Raw genomic sequence first — 22,065 nt, 5'->3', positions numbered from 1 at the left:
GCTGATTTAAAAGGATTTTAGTTTGGAATCAAGCCTAGAAATATTAGAAGTTTTATAGTAATTTAGAAATAGCATTCTTGGTTTTGTTGGAAAATAAAAATTAATTTTGGAAATGGACAGGATGGGGAAAACATGAATGTAAAAAGTTCAAATGAACTATTTGAACATTATCAAGAGATAAAGAATATTTCAAAGACAGAACTGTTAAGTGATTTTGAAATAAGAATTTTAAAATCGAGCATGCTCTCACTTGGTCAAATATATAATCCGCTACACTATTCAAATTTTAGTTTAAATATTAGAGAAATGCTTAATATATTTGTAGATAGGATATCTAATAAACAAATGATCAAACAAGCTTGGTGGTATGAAAAGCCTGAAAAAGCGACTTCGGGAGTTACAACTAATCAGAAATATAAATACTCTATTTTAGGTAATACGCCAATTGAGTTTCATGAACTTTTAGCTGAATTAGAAATTGATGTTGATATTGAGATAGAAAAACTGACTAAACAGCAAAAACAACTAAACAAGTATACCCATTTTAATGAAAAAAGTTTAGATTTTACTTGGAATGAAGCAAAAAAAAGTTCGTTAAGATTACTTCAAGAGTTTTTGAGCTATCTATTATTAGTAAAGCAAATAAACCAATCTTTGCAAGAACATATAGCAGAATCAATAAAGCATGAAGTAGAAGTTTTTTTCGTAAATAACTATGTAAATAAACTTGATGAAATTGCAACGCACTATTATTCTCCTAATCCCAGTATAGATACCATAACTTGTGAATTTGATAATGAATATCTATATATTGAAATTTTAGGGAATGTTGAAGTAGATTTTCAAATTGGTTCCAATAGTGATGTGAAACGAGGTGATAGTCTCGAATTTAGTCATAGTTTTCCTTTTACAGGGAACTTGTTTTCAAAATTAGATAATATAGTAGATATTGATGTGGTGGAGGAAAATTGGTTGGATATAGATACCACTGGATATTTCGATTAGAGTATAATACGGTAGAAGACAATCATTATTCGTTTAAATATTTTTTTGATGATTATTTTATGTAATAACAAGTGAATTTGCTACAAATATATTAGGTAAGGTAGAATAAAGTGCTGATATGTTTAAGTGTTAATTTAATTTTGATTTTCTGATTAAGTTTTAAAATTGTTTGTTTTCTGATAATTTTATAATTAGCCAAGAGAGTTAACGGTGATTTTTGAGCAAGTTTATATCAAACTAACATCCCAACTAGCACTAATCCCGAAAGGTTACCAGAATTTCGGAGTACCGTCCAAAACGACAGATGTTTATATATCAGCATTTAGAAACTGTTAAAACTTGTAGAACCCCCCCTTCGTTGGAAGGGTCTGTGGGACAATCATCAGAAAACATCTGATAATCGTTCCACTTTTTTTCGTTTTTATAAATTTAAGGAACGAAATTTTTGTCAACTTATGATAAAGTTGAGAAAGATTGATATCGTTGATGTCAGTTAAATATATAAGATAATAATTTTTCTGAAAATATTAAAAGGTTTATTCTTTTTATCAAAAAACTAATGCAGAACCTTGTGTATAAGAGTTTAAGCAACTCGTCAAGGAACGTTTGGGAATAAGTCGTTGTTGATGTCGTAATGGGATACTGTTACGTATCAAGTGAGTATTCTTGGTAACAAGAGGAAAGCCAGTGTAAAAGCATTGGAACGCAAAGAACGTGTGCAAAGTGTGACCAAATGTAAGGTAGCGAACTTGTCGGGACGACAATAGAAAGCTAAGTTGATAAGACTTAGCCTCTCCGTGAAGAGATTTGCTAAGGGATTGGCATTTCACACTGATGGAAACATCCAAAGAAGTCCTTCGCCGTGAAGTGATTAGAAATAATCTATAAGACAAGAAACGCGTGAGAGTAGCAGAAGGCGGTATATGTTGATACTAATCATAATCAAAATATACCGAATGCCCCTGTGGAATTTGTAGGCTGTCATGCCTGACCACATCTCGTAAAGCTGCAATATGCCAGCGGTCGCTCCGCCTGGTACGGTATTGCAGAATGTGTGACTGAACAACATTGCAATCGCATGGCGTAGAGAGAGACACTCCGCATAGTTTTTTGGTAAAGGGCGTAAGCCTTTTTCTTTTGCATTTTTTTATATTTAAAAGAACAATTACAACGATTTGCACGATTATGATACCAAAACAACATTTTATGAAATTTTTAGTTTTCCGATTTATATATTTGGTAAGCTTTAAGTAGAATGCGCTTTCTCTACAAAGATCGATAGTGATCCGATTTATATCTTGGAAGTAGCGAAATGGTCTTTAAAGCGGTAAAACTCATTACTTCTAGTTAGGTTCAAATCGAATTTATGAGATGGAATGGAGGTAAGAAAATGAATGATGAAATGCTAAAGAATCAACAAGAAATTGTCAAAGTGGAACAACATCAAGAAAAGTTATCGAATGAAAAACGTGTATTGGAAGAAAAACTACTTTAGTTACAAGATGTACTTCAAAGAGGTTTTCGTCAATTAGCTGAGTTAAACCATGAAGGAGTACAACAGGGCTATCCCTCGACACAGTGGTTACATAAAAATAATGAAACAAAACAGCATATTTTTCAACGCCAGTTAAGGCAAGCCGATGAGGAATTAAATCATACATATAATAAAGCCATACAGAAATTAGAAATAGAACGGGAAGAATTACAGGTGCAGAGGAGAAACCTCTCATGGGATTGATTTATGTTAGTAGTGAATCTTCGGACTTTATGTCTGCGCTTAAAAGTAATTTAGAAAGTGGCAAAGAAACAGTTAGTCAATTAAAATCGGGTAGTCAAAAAGTTATCTCAGCAGTAGATGGTAAGCAATTATCTGGTGCGGCGTATACAGCAGGCAAAGGCTTGTTTGCGGACTTGATCATTCCAACGATTACCCGCACAACAAATGCCATTGAACAGATTGAACAAGAATTGAAAAAATACCAAAATGCCGATAAAATAGTAGCAAGTGAAGGCGAATTGGATGAAACCAAGTTAAATCAACAGGTTCAAGTTACACGTACAATGAAAAATTCACTAGACCAGATCTTATTTTATGTCCAATTACAAACAAGACTGAATCCGATTGCAAGTGTGCTAGATACATTGTTGAATGTTGAAAGAGATTTGCAGCGAATGACTGATAGCTTTCAAGAAGATATCGATCATTTACAAAATCAACTAAGAAAACTACAGGATTTCAATACACAAACAAGCGGTTTATTTGCTAATAGTTTAGATGAGTTAGAGTTAGCGATGCAAGGTGTATTGATATTAAATAATACGACAATCAAAAGTGATGGTTCGTACGCATTACCAAAAGGTACGAATAAAAGTTATTTTGAGAAAATAAAAAAAGATGTGTTTTTAGTTCTTGAATCAGGTGATCAAGAGATTGAGTTAATCAAAGAAACAGATAGTCTAGAAGAGATCAATCGCAAAACACTCGCTTGTGCTAGTATAGGAATCAACCCCTACACAGGAAAGAAAATCAGCCAAGAAGAAGCGAATAAATTCAAATATGCTGCTTGGTCAGGAACGCTTACAAATATTGGCGATACAGTGATGGGCGCATATTATGGAAATAAAGGTGCTTCGAGATTAGATGGCATGGATGATGTTGGGAGTATCAAGAAAAAGTCGTTTAGTGAGAAAGAGGGAGGAGCTACAGTCTCTAAACTTGAAATTCCGGAACAAAGTTTGAAACATGCTGATGTCGGAGATTTTACTGTTAATCCTTCCACAGGAAAAGTTTCCAAAATGAAGGGTGGGGGACATGGCCAAGCTAACATTGACTTTCTAAAGGAAAATGGGTTTGAAGTTAATATTGAAAAAACTTACTCTAATGGTGTCAGAGCTGGAAATGTACCACACCACAAGACACCGTCGAAACGTATAGGCACAGGTCAATCTTGGTTTCCTGAAAATTGGACAAATAAAGAGATAGAACGTGCAGCACAGCATATTGCTAACCAATCAAATTTTGTGGGTGCTCAAAATGGGGATGTTATTTTTGGGGACTATAATGGTGTACGAGTAGGTGTAATAAAAACGGATGGGGATATTGGAACCATTTTTCCAGATGGCACGAAACAACCATAAATAATTATTTAAAGGAGAAAAAATTATGGATATATTTAATCAAATAAATAAAAACTTAGAAGAACGAAGAAGTTTACATGAAGAAGATGACTTTGGACTTGAAAAAAGTTGGACAGAATTAACCACTATACTATCTATGAGTGAAGATAAAACAATCAATTATTTGAAAAATTGTTCTAAGGAAGACTTATTATTGATTAGCTCAGTTTTTGCTGATGTTTCTGAAAAATTACAAAGTAAAAGATTCATCTCTTGTTTAAGGGAACTTGATAAAAAATATCCTGATTTGAAGCTAACCTTTTTTATTTCTGATGCTGAAAGTTACATAAAAAATTAAAATAAAAACCAGTACAGCATTTCCAGAGAGCTGCATTGATACGAAAATCATTGAAAGTTCAAAGACTATTGGTAATAGCAAGCTAGTTAGCTAGTGATGGTGCAACAGGGCATAGAAGTATTGTTGGTGGCGTCAAAATTGATGTAATAAAACAAGGAGCTAAAATAATTAGTGCTTATCCTACTGGAACAGTTAATGGACCTCCTGCTATAGGATTTAGTAAATAAGGAGTGTTAAAATATGTATGATGAGTTAGATAAAATATTATCTGAAGATAGTTCAGAGGATTCTTGGTATGATGATGGCTGTATCTATGCTGAAGAATTACTAGGAAATTTTACCGAGAGCGATTGGAGAGCGTTAATGCAATCTGTAAAAACAAAGAATGATAGATATAAAATTAGACTAGCTTATTCTATTGAAGAGGATACTGGTATGAATGGCTTCAACTTGTTGTTAGAGCTAGTAAATGATAATGCTGAGGTTGCTGAATATGCTTTAGATTCGTTGCGCTCATTCGATAAAGAACCATATAAAGCCATGATTATTTCCAATGTAGCGACAATAAAAAAAGCAGAAAGTTTATTAAAAAATGCCAGTTTACCGGTAAAGCGTATTTTAGAAGCCTTTTTACAACAAAATAAATAAAAGGATATATACAATTTTATTTTAAGATCCAAATCCAATACTGAAAAGAAGCGATTCAAATTTATCGTTTCTTTTTCTACCTATGAAGTTATTACACACTTATCAAGAAAAGTGATGAAGTGGAATTAAATTACATAAAACAAATCTTTGGCAAAGAAATTCAGTATTTAGGCAAGACCGAGATAATTGTTAAATCAGAAGAAAAATTATGAATATATTTAAAAGTAGAGTATAAAATATCTAATTCTCTATGTATATTTTTTCTATGTAAGGCTCGATTTTTTTAATAACCATAAGTAGTAAATAATTCATTTGAAAATACACATAGTAAGTAAATGGAGGAAAAAATGACAATAGTGAATAGTTTGGCATTAAGAAATGATGTTTATCGTTTTCTTGAAGAACATGACCATATAAAAACCTATGAACATTGTACAGCAGTCGGCGATTGTGCGGAGAAGCTTGCTGTAAATTACAATATCAATGGCGAAAAAGTCAAAATAGCGGGTTATTTACACGATATATCCGCAATTTATCCAAACAATCGTAGAATTACTATAGCAAAAGAAATGGGGATAGAACTAAATCAAGAAGAGTTGGTATTTCCAATGATCATTCACCAGAAGATTTCAAAAAGAATGGCAGAAAAGATTTTTGATATCACTGACAATGAGATATTATCTGCAATTGAGTGTCATACAACTTTAAGGGGGAGGTATTCTCAACTAGACTTAGTTGTGTTCGTGGCAGATAAAATAAGTTGGGATCAAGATGGAATTCCTCCGTATCTAGACGGTTTATTATCAGCACTTGAATGTTCTTTAGAAAGTGCTGCATTGTATTATATTAAATATCTATTAGATCAAGGCGTCAAAGTTGTTCATCCATGGCTAAAAGAAGCACATGAATCATTGTCTAAGGCAGTTAGTGAAAGAGAGGACGGGAGAGATATATGCCAGAATTTATAAATTTACCAAACTTTTATCATGACAGTGAAATTTTAAATAGTGTTGATTTATCTGAAGAAAACAAATCTTTACAAATCCAAAGAACTTTAAAAGAAACATAAAAAATCCAAAAATCTGTTTTTTCTTTGGAAGATAGTGAAGAAAAAAGAAAAAGGAGAAAACCATCTACTTTTCAAAAGAACAGTGAGAAATGCTGAAGCGAAAAGAGTACTTTGAATGTAGTACTCTCTTTTTTTTACTATTACAGTTGAGTATCAGCTTGTCATAAAAAAAGAGCAAAATCCTGACGAAAGTTCTTATAAATGAGGACTTGCTGCAGTTGTTTTATGAAATAAATCAAATAATAGATGGATGAAACAACCAATGATGTAATAGAAAAAATCGGCTGTTACTCATTCCTTTTTGTTATGCACCAACAAAGAAAGCGTTGACATTTCCGTAAAACACATTTATCATTAATTATATATCATCAATAAAAAGAAGAACCCATTTAATACGCGGCAGTATTAAATGCGAGTATGTTACTGCAATGCAGGCAGAACTCAAAAAAGATTTTAAGGCACAGTCCCTTAAATCTTTTTTGAGTTCTTTTTTTTAGGAAAGGAGAATAGGGCAAGTGAAAATAATACAGATAATCAACAACAATGTGGCATTGATCAAGAAGGGCGGACATGAGGTCTTTATTGTTTCCAAGGGAATTGGCTTTCGTAAGAAAAAAGGCCAACAGGTTTCAGAAGACGAGATCGAAAAAATGTATATTTTGGATTCTTATGAAATGTTGGAGCATTTTAGCTACTTACTTTCAAAGTCGGATTCAAATGACATTCTTTTGATTAGTCGGATCATTGAAAATGCAGAGGGGAAACTTGGCATCAAAGTGAGTGATTATTTAACCCTAACATTACTGGATCATTTAGAGTTTCTTTTAGAACGAGCTGAAAAGAACCAGTTTATTGCAAGTCCGTTGATTTGGGATATTCGCCGGTTTTATCCTCGTCATTTTGATCTCGCACTGGAGAGTCTCCAGATGATCGAGAAAGAAAAAAATCTAACTATTCCTAATGACGAAGCGGCTTCTATCGCTTTGCATTTCATCAACTTTTGGGACAATAAGAAATCTGATCGGTTACTGGAAATGCAAACATTGAGTGATATTGTCTCTATTATTGAAAAACACTATACATTTAAAATCGATGAATCTTCGACGAACTTTATGAGGTTTTCAACACATTTGCAATACTTTATCCAACGGATCATCAAAAGTGAGTTGGCACTGTCAGAAGGAAGTATTTCTTTATTGTATCAACAAATCAGTCAGTTATATCCGGAGGCTTTCAAAGCGGTCCAAAAAATCAAAATTTATATCAAGCATCAATTTAAAGCAGATCTTTCCATGAATGAAGAAACGTATTTGATGATGCACATCAATCGATTAACAGAAAGGATTGAAAAAACAGATGAAATATGAAAAGTTAAATAAAGCAATTATTGAATTAGTTGGCGGAAAAGAAAATATTGTAGCTGCGGCCCATTGTGTCACACGTTTACGTTTGACGCTAAATAATCGCGACTTAGCAAAAACAGAAGAAATAAAAGAACTAGACGGAGTGATTGACGTCGTCTCTAATGACGTGGCGTATCAGGTCATTATTGGTACGCATGTCACTGAAGTCTATAATGATTTCATGTCATTAACAGGCTTAGGGGGTGGGAGTGAGGCTACTTCGGAGAAAGAAAAATTATCATGGAAGAAAATCCCGACAGCAGTACTATCAGTGGTTTCTGAATCAATGACTTCAATTATCGAAGTGTTGATTGCGGCAGGAATGATTGCTGGGATTTTGAGTTTGCTTTCTTTGACGGGAATCGTTTCGGCGGAAAGTCCAACGTATCAAATTTTCCAGACATTACAAACGTCGATTTTTACGTTCTTACCGATCTTTTTTGCTTTTTCATCAGCTAGAAGATTGAACGTCAATCCGTATGTCGCAACTGTTTTAGCGACGACTGTAATGTCTTCAAATATTACTGGTGCGGAAGGGTTAAGTTTGTTTGGTTATCAATTACCTGTGATTGATTATTCCCATACATTCATTCCGATTTTATTAGCGATCGCCTTGTTGAAATTTGTGACTACTCAGTTAGAAAAAGTAGTGCCGAAAGCGATTCAGCTGTTTTTTGTTCCAGCAGTTTCCTTGATGATCGTATTACCTGTTCTCTTAACCGTTTTTGGGCCAGTTGGTATGTGGATCGGTTCTGGGATCTCTTGGGTCTTCACGATGTTGTCTGAAAACATTGGTTATTGGATCGTGGTGATGCTCTATGCAGCTTTCCAACCGTTCTTGATCGTCTTAGGTGCTGCGAATTTCTTATTCCCAATCGGATTGACTTTCTTTGCGGAACTAGGCTATGATCCGGTGATTACTGGAGCTGCCACGATTTCAGATATTGCCGTTGCTGGAGCGATGATTGGTTATTTCTTGAAGTCGAAAAAAGAGAAAGAAAAAGCGACATTTGGAACGATTGGTTTTTCAGCGGTCATGGGAATCACAGAACCAGCTATTTTTGGGGTCTTCTTAAAATATCGCCGACCATTTATTGCGGTAATCGTTGGTGGTGGGATTGGCGGTTTGATTGCAGGATTAGCGGGTGTCAAAGCATGGACAATGGCTTGGGGATTAGCAGGATTACCCGCTTTCTTGATTGGTGGAACAGCAAACTTTGTTTGGATGATCATTTCATGCGTCACAGCATTTCTTCTAGCTGGAGCTGTTGCTTATGGGCTGGGGATGCCACAAGAAGATAAAGCAACTGAAAAAGAAAAATCCCTGACGAAAACTGGTCAAATCGCACTGGAAAATGTTAGTTCAGGTGAGGTCATCCAGTTGAGTCAAGTTTCAGACAGTGCGTTTGCTTCAGGTGCTTTAGGTAAGGGTTTTGCAGTGATTCCAGATGAAGAAAGTGGCGAGATTTTTGCACCGATCGCAGGAGAAGTCACCGTAGTTTTCCCCACAAAACATGCGTATGGAATCAAGACAGAAGATGGAGTAGAAGTATTGATTCATGTGGGCGTCGATACAGTGAACCTTGAAGGAAAAGGATTTACTAGTTATGTAAAAGTCGGCGATCAGGTAAAGACTGGCGATGTGTTGGCAACAGTTGATTTTTCTGCCATCCAAGCAGCTGGTTTTGATCCAACAGTGATGGTTGTTGTCACGAATAGCGCAGACTTTTTAGATGTCGTACCCTTGGCTGATGACAGTACGAATCAAGTTTTAGCAGTGATTATTTAGGAGGCAAAAGGATGAAAACAGATTTTTTATGGGGCGGTAGTATTGCAGCCCATCAAAGTGAAGGTGGATGGGATCAAGGGGGAAAAGGAATTTCCAATATGGATCTCGTCACGAAAGGGACTCGGGACACTCCACGAGAAATCCACAAAGAACTGAAGGAAGGATTCGTCTATCCTTCTCATACGGGGATTGATTTTTATCATCGCTATAAAGAGGATATCAAACTATTTGCGGAAATGGGTTTTACAGCACTAAGGATCTCGATCGATTGGACACGGATTTTTCCAAACGGTGATGATCCAGAACCAAATGAACAAGGCTTGATCTTTTATGAAAAAGTAGTAGATACATTGCTCGCACATGGGATTGAGCCGATCATCACGTTCTTTCATTTTGAATTACCAGCTAACTTGATTATAAAATACCAAGGTTGGACGAGTCGCAAACTAGTCGATTTATTTGAAAAGTATGCTGAAACATTGTTTGAACGTCTGAATGGTAAAGTAACTTATTGGGCAACATTCAATGAAATCAATCATTTAGACCCGAACTCAAAAGCTGCGGAATTTTTTACGTACTACATTTCTGGTCTTAAATTTGAAGAACTCGAAAATCCGAAACAAGCGATTGCACAAATTGCGTACAATACAGCACTTGCTAGCGCGAAAGTCGTTAAGTTGGGCCATCAAATCAATCCCGAGTTCAAAATTGGGTGTGTCTTCGGTATCAATCCGCAATATCCGGAAACTTGTAAACCAGAAACGATGTTAAACAACTTGTTGGAAAACGAAAAAGAATTGTATCAAATGGATGTGATGTGTCGTGGCAAATTTCCACAATACAAATTGAAGGAATTTTCAGCACAAGGCATCATGATCGAGCAACAAGAAACGGATGCGAAAGATTTTCAACAAGGAACGATCGACTATATTGGTTTGAATTATTATATGTCCAGTGTCACTCCGAATGAACAAAAAGAGAATGAAGCGTTCTTTGGAGGCATCCAAAATCCGTATCTGGAACTTTCTGACTGGGGCTGGGCCATAGATTCTGTTGGCTTACGCTATACAATGAACTGGTTGTACAGAAGATACCAATTGCCGCTAATGATCACTGAAAATGGGCTAGGCGCTGAAGATGTGTTAGAACCTGGGAATATCATTAATGATGACTACCGTATCGATTATCTTAACCTCCACATTTCAGAAATGAAAAAGGCAATCACCGAAGATTATGTCGAATGTCTCGGTTATCTCTCTTGGGGACCAATCGACCTAGTTAGCGCTTCTACCGGCGAAATGTCGAAACGGTATGGATTTATCTATGTTGACTTGGATGATGAAGGAAAAGGCACCGGCAACAGATACAAAAAGAAATCGTTTGACTGGTATAAAAGAGTGATTGAAACAAACGGAATAGCATGATAAAAAGCAAGAACCCCAAAAATTGGAAGAACAATTTTTGGGGTTCTTATCTTTTTTATAGAGGAATTGTTTCTAAGATATTAAGCTTTAAGCATTAACTAAAAAATGTATTAAAAAAAGCAATAAAAACGACCAATACAGGAATCGTCCATGGAAAGTCATACTTTTTATCAAGGATTTTGTTTGACGAATGATTGATCATTCTTAAGATGACCTCAATCAGAAAATAACCTAGAATCATTCCTAGTACATTTGAAATTAAATCGTCAATGTCTGTTGCTCTAGCTACCGTAAATAGTTGGCTTATTTCAATCAGCAATGAGGTACCAAATCCAAGTAAAAGAGAATAACTGAATTTTCTATACTTGTTGCTAATTAACGGACACAAGAACCCGATGGGTATAAAGCAAAGAATATTAAGAATATAACCTGCATTTATTCCATCTATAAAAGGGATAAGATTGATATTCGGATTGAAAATACTCTCACCAAATCCACTGATTCTATTCAACTCACGAAGCGTAGGAACACCGAACACATTGAAGAATGTAAAACTCATATAATAAAATAGTAAAAGTGCTGATAGAATGCTTATCAATTTAGAGGGATTTTTATTTTCTCTAGTGAGCCAGAATAAAAAACTTGCCAAAATCAGTAGACCTATCAAGAATACTGGTTTTAAAGTCAAGATATCTACTATGGATTCCCAGAACCCGATTTGTTGCGTCATATTTTCCGCCTTCTTTCCTTAAGTTAATGATTATTTAGTCTGTATAATCATCTCATAGAAGGAGATGTTAGCCATCAGCCTGTAGACTTATTTTAGGAGTCATATGAGTATACTGATAAACTGGTAAATGATACAAGATGAAGACAGTTGGTACTAAATAATAATTGTGACACGTAGAAAAGATTGATAAAAATGAATAACTAGCAAAATATAGCCCTAGATACTTATTGAATGCCAGTATCTTAGGGCTGTTTTCGTGTGCGTATAAGACTGAAAGTGTTCGTATACGACGTAGATGATTCTTATCCAAACGATTTTAATTTAAATAGGAAAAAATTACGTATAGTAATAATGAATGAAGTAGATGGGGGTAAATAAATAGAAGTACAGAGAGAAAATACTATCAAGTATTACATTAATAATAGACAGCCATCACTTATCTAATTGAAAGGACAAAAATTATGGGATTAATCTATTCAGCCACCGAATCTTCTAACTTAATAAGTAATATGACCACTAATTTATCACTTGCTCGTACAACGATCGACCAATTACGAACAGGTAGCCAACAAATTGTTCAAGCAGTTGACGGAAAAACACTCTCCGGATCAGCTTATCAAGCCGGTAAAGGACTGTTTTCTGAATTGATCATTCCTACAGTCAATCGGGTAAACAATGCGGTACAAGGAATTCAATCAGATCTGAATCTTTACTCCGCCGCGCATCAAATCGTTTCTAGTGAAGGATACTTGGACGAAGAGAATTTAAGCGGACAGATTCGGGCTAAATCATTTGCTAAACAATCGATTGAAAACCATGCGCAGACGATCAGACACATCGCTAATATAAGCATCTTACCAGGCATCACAGAAATGCTGACCGACTTCCATCGCAACCTGATGAGAATGTCAGACAGCTTACAAGAAGACATCTACAAGTTGCAACGCAAACAGCAAAAACTCAATACCTTTAACTCTCAAACCAGTGGACTGTTTAACAACAGTCTACTGGAATTAAAACTCGCCATGCAAAGTGTCTTAGTCCTGAATCAAACTACCGTAAAGGCAGATGGAAGTTATACATTGCCGAAAGGGGTGGATGGAAGTTGGTTTGAGAAGTACAAACCAAACGGACAGACATTGCTGGAAGAATCTTCAACTAATGCCTTCTTAGAACTGTATGCGGAGATTGAAAAATTAGTTCAACCTCTAAAAGATGGGAAAACCGATGCAATCAAACGACTTGAAATGTTGCTCAGAAATTATCCTGATGCATTAGTAAACAAGCTGGCATCCAACGATGAATTTTGGATGCTTACCAATTATCTACCTTCGGGTATGAAAACTAGATTATTTAGTTTTCTTACAAAATACGAAATGTTAGGTAAAACTGTTGCTCAAGGAAAATGGATTCCTAAAATCGATACGATAGGTAAGGCCTATCAAAATTTTACTAAGTTTACCTCGCCCGTAAAAACCTACGTCAGCGAAGGCTTGAAGAACTCCCACTTGATACAAGGAGCTAAAAAATGGGGTATCGCCAAAGGAATAGGAACGGCAGGCCAAGTAGCTACTTATGCACAATTAGGTGTGACATTTGTTTCAAGTGCAGTAAATGAGTATGGAAAAACAGGTAGTGTAGGAAAAGCAGTAAAGGGCGGAGGGATTGATATGGTTAAAAGTATAGGACCGTTGGAGGGGATGACTATAGGCGCTAAAATCGGTGGGGTTGTGGGGACTATTGTACCAGGAGCAGGTAATGCTACTGGCGCTTTTGTAGGCTGTGTTGTTGGAGGGCTTTTTGGTTTAGGAAATTCAATTGTACAGTCAATATGGCCCGACAGATATGATAAATGGAAGAATTCAGTTTATCAAAAAGAAGATAATAAAAAAAGTAACAATAAATTAGAGTTGGATAATTTAAAGTTAAGAAGTACAAACTGGAATGTTAGTGCTTCTGGAAAACCTTTTGGTAAAAAAATGAATTCTGTATATATACCTAGTTATAGAGGAGTAGCACAATGAATATCAAAAGATTTTTTTCAGCTACTTTTGAGGAAAGTTTACATTTAGAAGATGATCGTTTTGTTAAAGATTTGTATGCTGGTATTAAGATACAAGAGCAAGAGAAAAGAAACCTTCATCCTCTATTTCAATTAATTATTTATATACTTATGATTTTACTTATCTACGGATTTTACTACTTAATTAATTCTTGGATGGAAAATGAAGTGTTACATCAATTATTTAAGGAACCAAAAGTTAATTTTGTTTCAATGCCTATTTTTTGGTTTGGTTTGTTGATATTTTCAATAATTAGTATTTTTATGATCACTAAGATGAATGATGGAACGAGATTTTACTTTATTTTTATTAATTTAAACATCTACATGATTTGGCTGATGCTAAGCATAAATTTGTTCTTCATTACATTCTTTATCGAACCACTTACGATTTTTGGCATACTTATTTTAATTTTGTTACAGATTTTAAGTGGTTATATCATTTTTGAGAAAAAATTGTATGGTCTTGCTAAACAATTATTCGGTAGCCACGAATCAAAAAATCAATTTTCAAAATTTATTGAAAGAATAGTCACCTTTAGCTATAAACTTGGTGGAATCTTTTGGGCAATAATACTACTTTTAAATTTTATTTTTCCTAGTGGACTAAATGATTCCTCGGATATTACTACTATTTCAAGTACCGTAATAATGTGGATGATTGTAAATATCAGTTTTACTGCAGCAGAGGTGCATATTTCCTTTCCGTATTTATTGTATGGATACTATAAAAATAAGTTTCAAGAAGAGTATCGTGAGTGGGAAGGGAAAGGGCAGTTAGAATGGTACGGAGAGAAGTATTTCAACAAGTATATCAAAGGAACAGCCAAAGAAATAAAAGAGAAGAACTAACCCAAAATCTTTGATCTCAACGTCTATCTAAATGTAAATTTTGGATTGAATATTAAAATAAATAGCCTTAATCTGATAAATCTTTTCTTATTCTAATGAATAACATATGAAATTTTTGCATGTTTTTTAACAAATTCTTGTCCTTTTACCTTACACTTACATGATAGGAATGCCTATCAAGAGCTTTGTTTTATTAAAATAAAAAACGTTAGATAAATCAACGAATGTTACAGTGTCATCAGTTTTTTATAATATAAATGAATGGCATTTTAAAAAACAGAAAATAATATATTTTTGTTGAAAGTAAGGTGTTTTGTAGCTCTTTTCGCTTGATTTTCGTATATCTTTTATGAAATCCATATGTTAAAGTATTGGCGGAGATACTTTTGTTGGTATAGCTAAAAATTTCCAAAAGATAAATGATTGAATAAAAGTAAATTTAAAAATAAATAGCCGATTAGATGTCAGGGAAAGAGGTGAAAGTCCTCTACAGACCTACCTACTGTAAGGGGGATGAAACCAATAGGACCACAGAGCATTCTGGAAGGGTTGGGAGTAAAAAGAAGCCAAGTCAGGAGACCGGTCTAACGGCAATGATGTTCTTTTGTAGGAGAAAGATCAAGCGTTTTGTTGTGCGATGGATCAAACTGTCTTCTCCTGTAAAAGGAAAGGCAGTTTTTTATTACTTTTAAAAGAGTTTGCTTGATAAGGGTATGGAAATGAAAGGGCTATCGTAAACAAAGTGATCACTGGGAAAAGTAAAAATGAGTCAAGGAAAGTGGGAATAGATGATGAAAAAATTATCGAAATTAGTTGCTGTGTTGGGAGTGAGCGTAGTCTTTGGTTTAAGTGCTTGTTCAAATAATAATGATCAAACAAGCGGAACAGCAGAAACAACGACAGCTTCAGAAGTTGCTTTGCCGACAAAAGATCGTGGCGGTGAAGAAATCGAGATTCCTGAAGAAGTGGATAAGATGGTTTCTCTAGTACCTTCAGTTACACAAGTGATCGATGATCTAGGACGTAAAGATCAATTAGTAGCTGTTGACACACAAAGCCCAGCAATGACGAAAGATATCGATGAGTTGCCACAAATCGATATGATGGCTGTGGATGCAGAAACATTGATTTCATTGAACCCACAAGTGATCTATGTTTCAGATATTAGTCTGCATGGTTCTGAAAACGTTTGGTCACAAGTAAAAGATGCAGGAATTACTGTTGTAAATATTCCAACAAGTAATACTATTGAAGATATTGCTTTAGATGTCCAATTTATCGCTGACACTTTAAAAGAGCATGAAAAAGGACAAGAATTAGTCGATACAATGAACAAAGAGATCGATGAGATCAAAGAAATTGGTGAAACGATTACAGATAAGAAAAAAGTATTATTTGAAATTAGTGCATTACCTGAAATTTATAGCTTTGGTCAAGGCGTTTACTTGAATGAAATGATCGAACTTGTCGGTGCAGAAAATGTATTTGCGGATCAAGAAAGCTGGATTCCAGTAACAGAAGAAGCTGCGATTGCTAGCAAGCCAGACGTGATTTTGACAAACGTGAATTACTTGGATGATGCAGTGCAAGAAATCTTGGATCGTGAAAGTTGGAAAGACGTGCCAGCGGTGAAAAATGAAGCGGTATACTACATCGATAACGCTGCGAGTTCTTTACCTAATCATCACATGACAAAAGCTTTAAAAGAAATGGCTTTAGCAATCTACCCTGATGAATACAAATCGTTGGAAAATGAATAAACAAAGTCGGTTGCTGTTAGCAGTTGTCTTGAGTATCATCGTAGTATTCTTTGGGATCAAAATCGGAAGTGTGTCCATTCCTTTTGATACCTTGATCCAAGCATTATTTTCAAGAGGAGATAAACAGCTAGATGCAACGATCGTCACCATTCTTTGGCAGGTTCGCCTGCCGAGAGTGGTTTTGGCGTTTCTTGTAGGAGCTGCGTTGGCTGTGAGTGGAACGGTCATGCAATCCTTATTAGGTAATCCGTTGGCTTCCGCTTATACGCTAGGTGTGTCATCAGGGGCATCACTTGGCGCTGCGTTGATCATTGTTTCAGGGATCACTTTACCGTTGTTCCCAAATTTTACATTACCTCTGACAGGCTTTATTTTTGGCTTGGCAACTGTGTTTATTGTCTTGATGATGAGTCAAAGATTGGATCAGCAATTATCGAACCAAACAGTTATTTTAGTGGGGATGGTCATGACCTTATTTGTGGGCGCGATGTTGACGATCGTCACGGCATTGTTCAAAGATCATTTACAGCAGTTAGTTTTCTGGCAAATGGGGAGCTTTTCAGGAAGCACTTGGGCAAAAATCCAAATCTTTTTACCCATTTTACTGATTGGAACAATCGCTCTTTGGTTCTCTGCTAGGAGTTTAGATGTGTTATCTTTAGGCGAAGAAGAGGCGTTAATCTCTGGTGTAGATGTTCGAACGATCAAGCTATGGGTGATGGTTCTTGCGGCTTTACTTGCAGGAAGTGCGGTTTCATTTGTCGGTGTGATCGGATTTGTTGATTTGATTGCCCCTCACGTTATCCGTCGCTATTTCGGTGCTAGCCATCGTTGGGTCATTCCAGGAGCAGCACTGTTAGGTGGCAGTATGATGGTCGTCGGCGATACGATTTCTCGAACGCTATTATCTCCCCAAGAAATACCAATAGGCGCTGTCACAGCATTGATTGGTGCGCCCTTTTTTGCCTATGTTTATTTCAAACGAAAGTGAGTGTTTACAACTATGAAAGATATTTATCGAAGCCCTTATGAGGCTTATCCATTTTTAGCAGACGATGCAGATGATTTACGCTGCGATTATGAATTACACACCGATCGTTTATCTTCAGAAATCGGGCTATTACGCGCAAAGGGTGAAGATTCTCCTTTTTACGAAGAGTTAGAGAAAATCGGTGAATTGGTTTACCATGCCAATGCGTGCGTACGTACAAAAATGACGATCACGCAAGAAGAAATCGACTGGTTAAAGAGTCGTGTCGATGAATTGAATGCGGAAAGAACAAACCAAAGCGGACCATTCTTCTTACCTCAAGGAAGTGAACGAGGTGCGTTGGCTCATATCTTGCGTGTCGATTGTAAAGTAATCGTTCGTTTGTTGTACCGCCATCTTTATCAAGGGAAAAAAGTCGATTCAGGTTTGCTAGACTTTTTCAATTTATTGTCGGGTTATTTCTTCATGGTTGCGCTGAAATTCAACCGAGAAGACGACGTAGCAGAAATTCCTTTTGTCAGCAGAAATTACCGCTAAAGGAGGAAAAGTGATGACCTTGAAGCTATCGCAAGTCACAGCTGGCTATGGCTCAGTAAAAATCATCAAAGAAGTCTCCTTCGAGCTGAACAAAGGTGAGAACCTATGTATCTTAGGACCTAACGGCTGTGGCAAGACAACCGTATTAAAATCAATTGCAGGCATCCTTTCCTACGAAGGATCGATCACGATCGATGGAAAAGAAGTCCGTACAATGAAGCGTAAAGAAGCCGCACGAAAAGTCGCCTTACTTAGCCAGTTTTCAACTATTGCTTTTGATTACACCGTCTATGAAACCGTCATGATGGGCCGCTATACGCACATCAAACAAGGACTATGGTCGGTCACCACAGCAGAAGATCGAGAAAAAGTCATGGAGTGTCTGACGCTAACAAATTTGTTGGAATTGAAAGACCACCCCGTCAATCAACTTTCCGGTGGCCAAAAGCAACGTGTCTTTCTAGCCAAAGTATTAGCCCAAGACCCAGATATCTTATTACTAGACGAACCCAATAATCATCTAGACATCAAACACCAGCTCGAACTCATCGGCTATTTAAAAGACTGGGGCAAGAACCAAGACAAAACAATCATTGGAGTCTTCCACGATATCCGCTTAGCCCTTTCTTTAAGCGACCAAGTCTTGTTCATGAAAGCAGGCCAAGTCATCAAGCAGGGCCCATTTTTGGAAACAGCTTCAAGGAAACTACTCAAAGATATCTTTGATGTGGATTTAGTGAAGCATTTTAAGGAGCAGAGCGAGATTTGGGAGAAGTTGGGGGAAGGGTTATTGTAAATTACTAAATAATTATAGAAATCCTGAGATTAATTGTAATAAATCTCAGGATTTCTTGTTTTATATAACGATTATAATAGATCAAACTTTGTATTTATTTGAGTATACTCATTATTGAAATAACTTTATTTATATTTTTGGTTGTTAGTTATTTATTTTCTTTGTTACTCCTGGATTTTAATGTTCGTTATTCAATTATTGTTTGACGATATAAACCCTTCTTATAAGTATTTATCTATATATATTATTAGTTTTAAAAATCCAATAATATGGTATTATTATATTATAATATGATGTATTGATTGTTTTTTTATTGATATATAAAGGAGAAGTTTATGAATTCAGAAATACATAATGTTAAACCATTTTTGAGATGGGCCGGAGGAAAAAGCTGGCTGAAAAAACACTTGGATACAATTGTCGGAGATTTGCATTTTAATAACTACTTCGAACCTTTTTTAGGAGGCGCTTCCATTTTTCTGGCCATTCAACCAAAAAAACAAATTTTTTTATCTGATTTGAATGAGGAATTAATGAATACTTATTGTGTAATAAGAAACGAACCAAACGCTGTAATAGAGGAATTGAAAAAATATGAGAACACAAAAGATTTTTATTATAAAATGAGAGAACAAAATTTTAATGATGAAATTTTATCTGCTGCGAAGTTTATTTACTTAAATAAAACATCTTTTAATGGAATATACCGAGTGAATAGAGATGGCGGATATAATGTACCGTATGGTTACAGAGCTAATTACATAATTGAAGAAGATAATATTTTAAGAGTTAGTAAACTTTTGAATGGAGCAATTTTGGAAACTAATGATTTTATGTCCATTAGTAATAAGATTCAAAAAAATGATTTAGTTATACTGGACCCACCGTATACAGTTTCACATAATCATAATGGATTTATTAGTTACAACCAAAAGTTATTTTCTTTAGAAGATCAATATCGGTTAAACGAATTGATCAATTTGATAAAAAAGAAAGAAGCTTATTATATTCTAACGAACGCTGCTCATGAGAAAGTGTATGAAATATTTAATAATAAAGATGATCTTACATATCCTCTGACAAGAGCAAGCTTGATCGGTGGTAAAAATGCAAATAGAGGCAAGATCAAGGAGTATGTCTTTACTAATATAAAGGAGAGTTGAGCATGACTGGAAAAGATTTCTCGATATTAACAAAGGAACAATTATTAGTCGAAAAAAGAGAAAGAAAAAGAGAGTTTTATACTAAAAGTGTACCACTATCTGATGTAGCATCTTTCGTGGAGGAAGGATGGGTTATTGATAGGAATTTCAAAAAAACATCTCGTTTAAAAAAAAGTAAGCTTGAACATGAGTTGTTTATTAATAAGTTATGGTTACTATTTTACGATATGGGATTCAATGCAATCAGTAAAACTCCAATAAATATTGATGGGTTAGAGGTAGATATAGTGTCTTCTGATGATGAAACTCTATTATTTATTTTTACTAATTTTAGTGATAAAAAACAGAACGATAAAAGTTTATTAAACGAGATAAAGAAAATTAATGAGCATAAGTCCTCCTTAATTAAGTGGGGTAGAGGAAAGTTTCCAGAAAAAAAGAAAAAATATGCATTTATTTTTGCCACACAATATTATATGGCACCAGATCAAGATAATTATTTTATGGAAAAATATGGAATAACTCATTTTAATGAAGAAACTTTTTTATATTATAAAGGTCTATCTACTCACTTAGGCAGAGCATCGAGATATCAATTCCTAGGTCTTCTTTTCTCTGGTCAAAAAATACAAAGCATGGACAATAAAATACCGGCTATAGAAGGAAGAATGGGCGGACATAAGTACTATTCTTTTTCAATTGAGCCGGAGAAGTTGTTGAAAATTGCATATGTTTTACATAGGAATAATGCCAACAATGACATGATGCCTACTTATCAGAGACTGATAAAAAAGGAACGAATCAAGGCAATTAGAGAATTTATTTCTGAGGGTGGTTTCTTTCCCAATTCATTGATAATCAATTTAGATACAGATGGGAAAAAACTAAGATTTGATATGGCTGGGAATCAAGTTGAAGAAGCAATATCAAAAATAGGGATATTACATCTTCCGCAGTTATATCGATCTGCATATATTATTGATGGTCAACATAGATTATATGGCTATTCTAATCTGACTTTTTCAGAGTCTAATTCAATTCCTGTTGTGGCATTTGAAAACCTTAATAGAAAAGAACAAATTAAGCTATTTATGGATATAAATGAAAATCAGAAATCAGTGTCTAAAAATCTAAGGAATACTCTGAATTCTGATCTTCTTTGGGAATCTGACTCTTTAAATGAAAGAAAAACAGCATTAAAATTGGTGATTGCCCATAGGCTAGGTGATGATAGAAGCTCTTCTTTGTATGAACGGATTATAGTTGGCGAAAATTCAAGGACAGACTATTGTTCAATCACCATTGATTCTATAAAAAATGCATTAGATGATTGTTCTTTTTTTGGAGAATACAGTAGAAACAATGAATTAATCAGTATTGGTACTTTGGATAAAGAGAATAATAAAGAAACTTTAGCCATAGTTTTTAATTACTTAAAGGAGTGTTTATGGTACGTAAAATCTCAAGTTGGAGATAAATGGGAAACGACTGAGAAAGATAAGATGTTTATTGTAACTAACCCTGGAATATATAGTTTGATACGTATTATTGATGATATAACTAATGATTTAATGACGAGAAACCTTATAAATTTAAATCAGATTCAAAGAAAAGAAAATCTTAACTTGGTGTTCGACTATTTAGACTATTTAATCGATTATTATAATTCAGTTACTCTAGATGAGAGAAAAAAAATAAAAAAAAATTACGGTGGGGGAGGAAAGATCAAATACTGGCGAACACTACAGAAGGAAATAAGTAAAAGATGTGAAAGTTTTTGTCCTGAAGGGATGGATAAATACTGGGAAGAAAATGATATGAGATATAATGATGCTTCCTATAATATGATACGGGATATAGAATTATATATAAAGGGAGATTGCAAAACAAAGCTTCAGAATGAATTTGGTGATGTCTGGTTTAAAAAAGGATTACCAAAGAAAGTCTATCAGGATGCAAATTCTCTTGCAGTAGAAAAAAATTACGACAAGAAATCTGGAGAGGAGGTTTCGCCTTGGGACTGTCTTAATTTTATTAATTATAGAGAAATTGTTCTAAATAACTGGCAAAATATTTTTGAAAAAGATTACACTTTGCCAGAAGATAAGAAGAAATCTGGAAAAAAAACAGATAAAACCAAATGGATGGAGAAAATATCTAGAATTAGAAATGAGCAGTTTCATCAGTACTCAGTCACTGAGGAAGAGTTTCAATTTTTAGAAAAAATTCATACATGGTTATTACAAGATAATATAAACAATTAGTTTTTTATTCTATCTGAGCTATAAAATTAAATGTTTATATTATTTATCTTTCGTAAAACCACAAAAACCCGCTGAACAGCCCCTTTCCCTCTAGCTG

At 34.9% G+C, this 22,065-nt stretch carries 17 protein-coding genes and 1 riboswitch; of the genes, 16 read left to right on the top strand and 1 reads right to left on the bottom strand.

From position 1 onward, the window contains the following. Positions 1–132: 132 nt before the first annotated feature. The 8 genes from IGJ39_RS11090 (at position 133) to IGJ39_RS11055 (ending at position 10,813) form a co-directional block, all read left to right on the top strand. Positions 133–1,005, top strand: coding sequence for a hypothetical protein (locus IGJ39_RS11090; RefSeq protein ID WP_335883018.1), 873 nt, complete (start codon positions 133–135; stop codon positions 1,003–1,005). Between the two features lie 1,728 nt (positions 1,006–2,733). Further along, positions 2,734–4,143 (top strand): EndoU domain-containing protein, encoded by a 1,410-nt coding sequence (locus IGJ39_RS11085; protein WP_438764720.1) that lies wholly within the window; start codon positions 2,734–2,736, stop codon positions 4,141–4,143. Positions 4,144–4,168: 25 nt separating this feature from the next. After that, positions 4,169–4,480 carry a hypothetical protein gene (locus IGJ39_RS11080; RefSeq protein WP_019723443.1) on the top strand — a complete coding sequence of 104 codons (312 nt, stop codon included), beginning with the start codon at positions 4,169–4,171 and terminating at the stop codon, positions 4,478–4,480. 240 nt (positions 4,481–4,720) lie between these two features. Further along, positions 4,721–5,128: a hypothetical protein gene (locus IGJ39_RS11075; protein ID WP_438764718.1), complete on the top strand. Its 408-nt coding sequence runs from the start codon at positions 4,721–4,723 to the stop codon at positions 5,126–5,128. A 347-nt stretch (positions 5,129–5,475) separates the two neighbouring features. Next, a complete protein-coding gene (gene yqeK, locus IGJ39_RS11070; RefSeq protein WP_438764716.1) occupies positions 5,476–6,096 on the top strand; it encodes a bis(5'-nucleosyl)-tetraphosphatase (symmetrical) YqeK in 621 nt (206 codons plus the stop codon). 616 nt (positions 6,097–6,712) lie between these two features. After that, positions 6,713–7,564, top strand: a complete 852-nt coding sequence (locus IGJ39_RS11065) for a PRD domain-containing protein (RefSeq protein WP_438764714.1) — start codon at positions 6,713–6,715, stop codon at positions 7,562–7,564. Next, positions 7,554–9,389 (top strand): beta-glucoside-specific PTS transporter subunit IIABC, encoded by a 1,836-nt coding sequence (locus IGJ39_RS11060; RefSeq protein WP_438764712.1) that lies wholly within the window; start codon positions 7,554–7,556, stop codon positions 9,387–9,389. The genes IGJ39_RS11065 and IGJ39_RS11060 overlap by 11 nt, the downstream gene beginning before the upstream one ends. A gap of 11 nt (positions 9,390–9,400) precedes the next feature. Then, positions 9,401–10,813 (top strand): family 1 glycosylhydrolase, encoded by a 1,413-nt coding sequence (locus IGJ39_RS11055; RefSeq protein WP_438764710.1) that lies wholly within the window; start codon positions 9,401–9,403, stop codon positions 10,811–10,813. Positions 10,814–10,907: 94 nt separating this feature from the next. On the opposite strand, the gene IGJ39_RS11050 is transcribed toward IGJ39_RS11055, so the two are convergent. Next, positions 10,908–11,543 (bottom strand): VanZ family protein, encoded by a 636-nt coding sequence (locus IGJ39_RS11050; protein WP_438764708.1) that lies wholly within the window; start codon positions 11,541–11,543, stop codon positions 10,908–10,910. A gap of 461 nt (positions 11,544–12,004) precedes the next feature. Here IGJ39_RS11050 and IGJ39_RS11045 point away from each other — a divergent pair, with 461 nt between their 5' ends. The 8 genes from IGJ39_RS11045 to IGJ39_RS11010 all read left to right on the top strand — a co-directional run bounded on the left by IGJ39_RS11045 (position 12,005) and on the right by IGJ39_RS11010 (position 21,968). Then, positions 12,005–13,567: a hypothetical protein gene (locus tag IGJ39_RS11045; RefSeq protein WP_438764706.1), complete on the top strand. Its 1,563-nt coding sequence runs from the start codon at positions 12,005–12,007 to the stop codon at positions 13,565–13,567. Continuing rightward, on the top strand, positions 13,564–14,457 hold the full coding sequence (locus IGJ39_RS11040; protein ID WP_086335062.1) for a hypothetical protein: 894 nt from the start codon (positions 13,564–13,566) through the stop codon (positions 14,455–14,457). Before IGJ39_RS11045 ends, IGJ39_RS11040 begins: the two co-directional genes overlap by 4 nt. 441 nt (positions 14,458–14,898) lie before the next feature. Beyond that, a riboswitch (cobalamin riboswitch) is annotated at positions 14,899–15,059 on the top strand. Between the two features lie 189 nt (positions 15,060–15,248). Then, the gene (locus IGJ39_RS11035) at positions 15,249–16,217 is read left to right on the top strand and encodes an ABC transporter substrate-binding protein (RefSeq protein WP_438765036.1); all 969 of its coding nucleotides are present in this window, start codon (positions 15,249–15,251) and stop codon (positions 16,215–16,217) included. Further along, complete coding sequence (locus IGJ39_RS11030; RefSeq protein WP_065097091.1) at positions 16,210–17,208, top strand: FecCD family ABC transporter permease; 999 nt, start codon at positions 16,210–16,212, stop codon at positions 17,206–17,208. Before IGJ39_RS11035 ends, IGJ39_RS11030 begins: the two co-directional genes overlap by 8 nt. Positions 17,209–17,220: 12 nt before the next feature. After that, entirely contained in the window at positions 17,221–17,745 is a 525-nt protein-coding gene (locus tag IGJ39_RS11025; protein WP_065097078.1) for an ATP:cob(I)alamin adenosyltransferase, read from the top strand. Positions 17,746–17,758: 13 nt separating this feature from the next. Beyond that, on the top strand, positions 17,759–18,541 hold the full coding sequence (locus IGJ39_RS11020; RefSeq protein WP_438764703.1) for an ABC transporter ATP-binding protein: 783 nt from the start codon (positions 17,759–17,761) through the stop codon (positions 18,539–18,541). A gap of 335 nt (positions 18,542–18,876) precedes the next feature. Further along, positions 18,877–19,704: a DNA adenine methylase gene (locus IGJ39_RS11015; RefSeq protein ID WP_065097080.1), complete on the top strand. Its 828-nt coding sequence runs from the start codon at positions 18,877–18,879 to the stop codon at positions 19,702–19,704. A 2-nt stretch (positions 19,705–19,706) separates the two neighbouring features. Next, positions 19,707–21,968 carry a DGQHR domain-containing protein gene (locus IGJ39_RS11010; RefSeq protein WP_065097081.1) on the top strand — a complete coding sequence of 754 codons (2,262 nt, stop codon included), beginning with the start codon at positions 19,707–19,709 and terminating at the stop codon, positions 21,966–21,968. The last annotated feature ends 97 nt before the right edge of the window (positions 21,969–22,065 follow it).

It is taken from the genome of Enterococcus sp. AZ140 (assembly GCF_051714405.1).
In the GTDB taxonomy this organism is placed as follows: domain Bacteria; phylum Bacillota; class Bacilli; order Lactobacillales; family Enterococcaceae; genus Enterococcus_B; species Enterococcus_B pernyi.
The sequence above is the reverse complement of the archived record's forward strand: the minus strand, read 5'-3'. Positions and strand labels throughout refer to the sequence as shown.

Excerpts from the sequence above, each read along its gene's own strand:
- IGJ39_RS11090 (WP_335883018.1), top strand. The coding sequence starts at position 133 with ATGAATGTAAAAAGTTCAAATGAACTATTTGAACATTATCAAGAGATA.
- IGJ39_RS11085 (WP_438764720.1), top strand. The coding sequence starts at position 2,734 with ATGGGATTGATTTATGTTAGTAGTGAATCTTCGGACTTTATGTCTGCG.
- IGJ39_RS11080 (WP_019723443.1), top strand. The coding sequence starts at position 4,169 with ATGGATATATTTAATCAAATAAATAAAAACTTAGAAGAACGAAGAAGT.
- IGJ39_RS11075 (WP_438764718.1), top strand. The coding sequence starts at position 4,721 with ATGTATGATGAGTTAGATAAAATATTATCTGAAGATAGTTCAGAGGAT.
- yqeK (WP_438764716.1), top strand. The coding sequence starts at position 5,476 with ATGACAATAGTGAATAGTTTGGCATTAAGAAATGATGTTTATCGTTTT.
- IGJ39_RS11060 (WP_438764712.1), top strand. The coding sequence starts at position 7,554 with ATGAAATATGAAAAGTTAAATAAAGCAATTATTGAATTAGTTGGCGGA.
- IGJ39_RS11055 (WP_438764710.1), top strand. The coding sequence starts at position 9,401 with ATGAAAACAGATTTTTTATGGGGCGGTAGTATTGCAGCCCATCAAAGT.
- IGJ39_RS11050 (WP_438764708.1), bottom strand. The coding sequence starts at position 11,543 with ATGACGCAACAAATCGGGTTCTGGGAATCCATAGTAGATATCTTGACT.
- IGJ39_RS11045 (WP_438764706.1), top strand. The coding sequence starts at position 12,005 with ATGGGATTAATCTATTCAGCCACCGAATCTTCTAACTTAATAAGTAAT.
- IGJ39_RS11040 (WP_086335062.1), top strand. The coding sequence starts at position 13,564 with ATGAATATCAAAAGATTTTTTTCAGCTACTTTTGAGGAAAGTTTACAT.
- IGJ39_RS11035 (WP_438765036.1), top strand. The coding sequence starts at position 15,249 with ATGAAAAAATTATCGAAATTAGTTGCTGTGTTGGGAGTGAGCGTAGTC.
- IGJ39_RS11030 (WP_065097091.1), top strand. The coding sequence starts at position 16,210 with ATGAATAAACAAAGTCGGTTGCTGTTAGCAGTTGTCTTGAGTATCATC.
- IGJ39_RS11025 (WP_065097078.1), top strand. The coding sequence starts at position 17,221 with ATGAAAGATATTTATCGAAGCCCTTATGAGGCTTATCCATTTTTAGCA.
- IGJ39_RS11020 (WP_438764703.1), top strand. The coding sequence starts at position 17,759 with ATGACCTTGAAGCTATCGCAAGTCACAGCTGGCTATGGCTCAGTAAAA.
- IGJ39_RS11015 (WP_065097080.1), top strand. The coding sequence starts at position 18,877 with ATGAATTCAGAAATACATAATGTTAAACCATTTTTGAGATGGGCCGGA.
- IGJ39_RS11010 (WP_065097081.1), top strand. The coding sequence starts at position 19,707 with ATGACTGGAAAAGATTTCTCGATATTAACAAAGGAACAATTATTAGTC.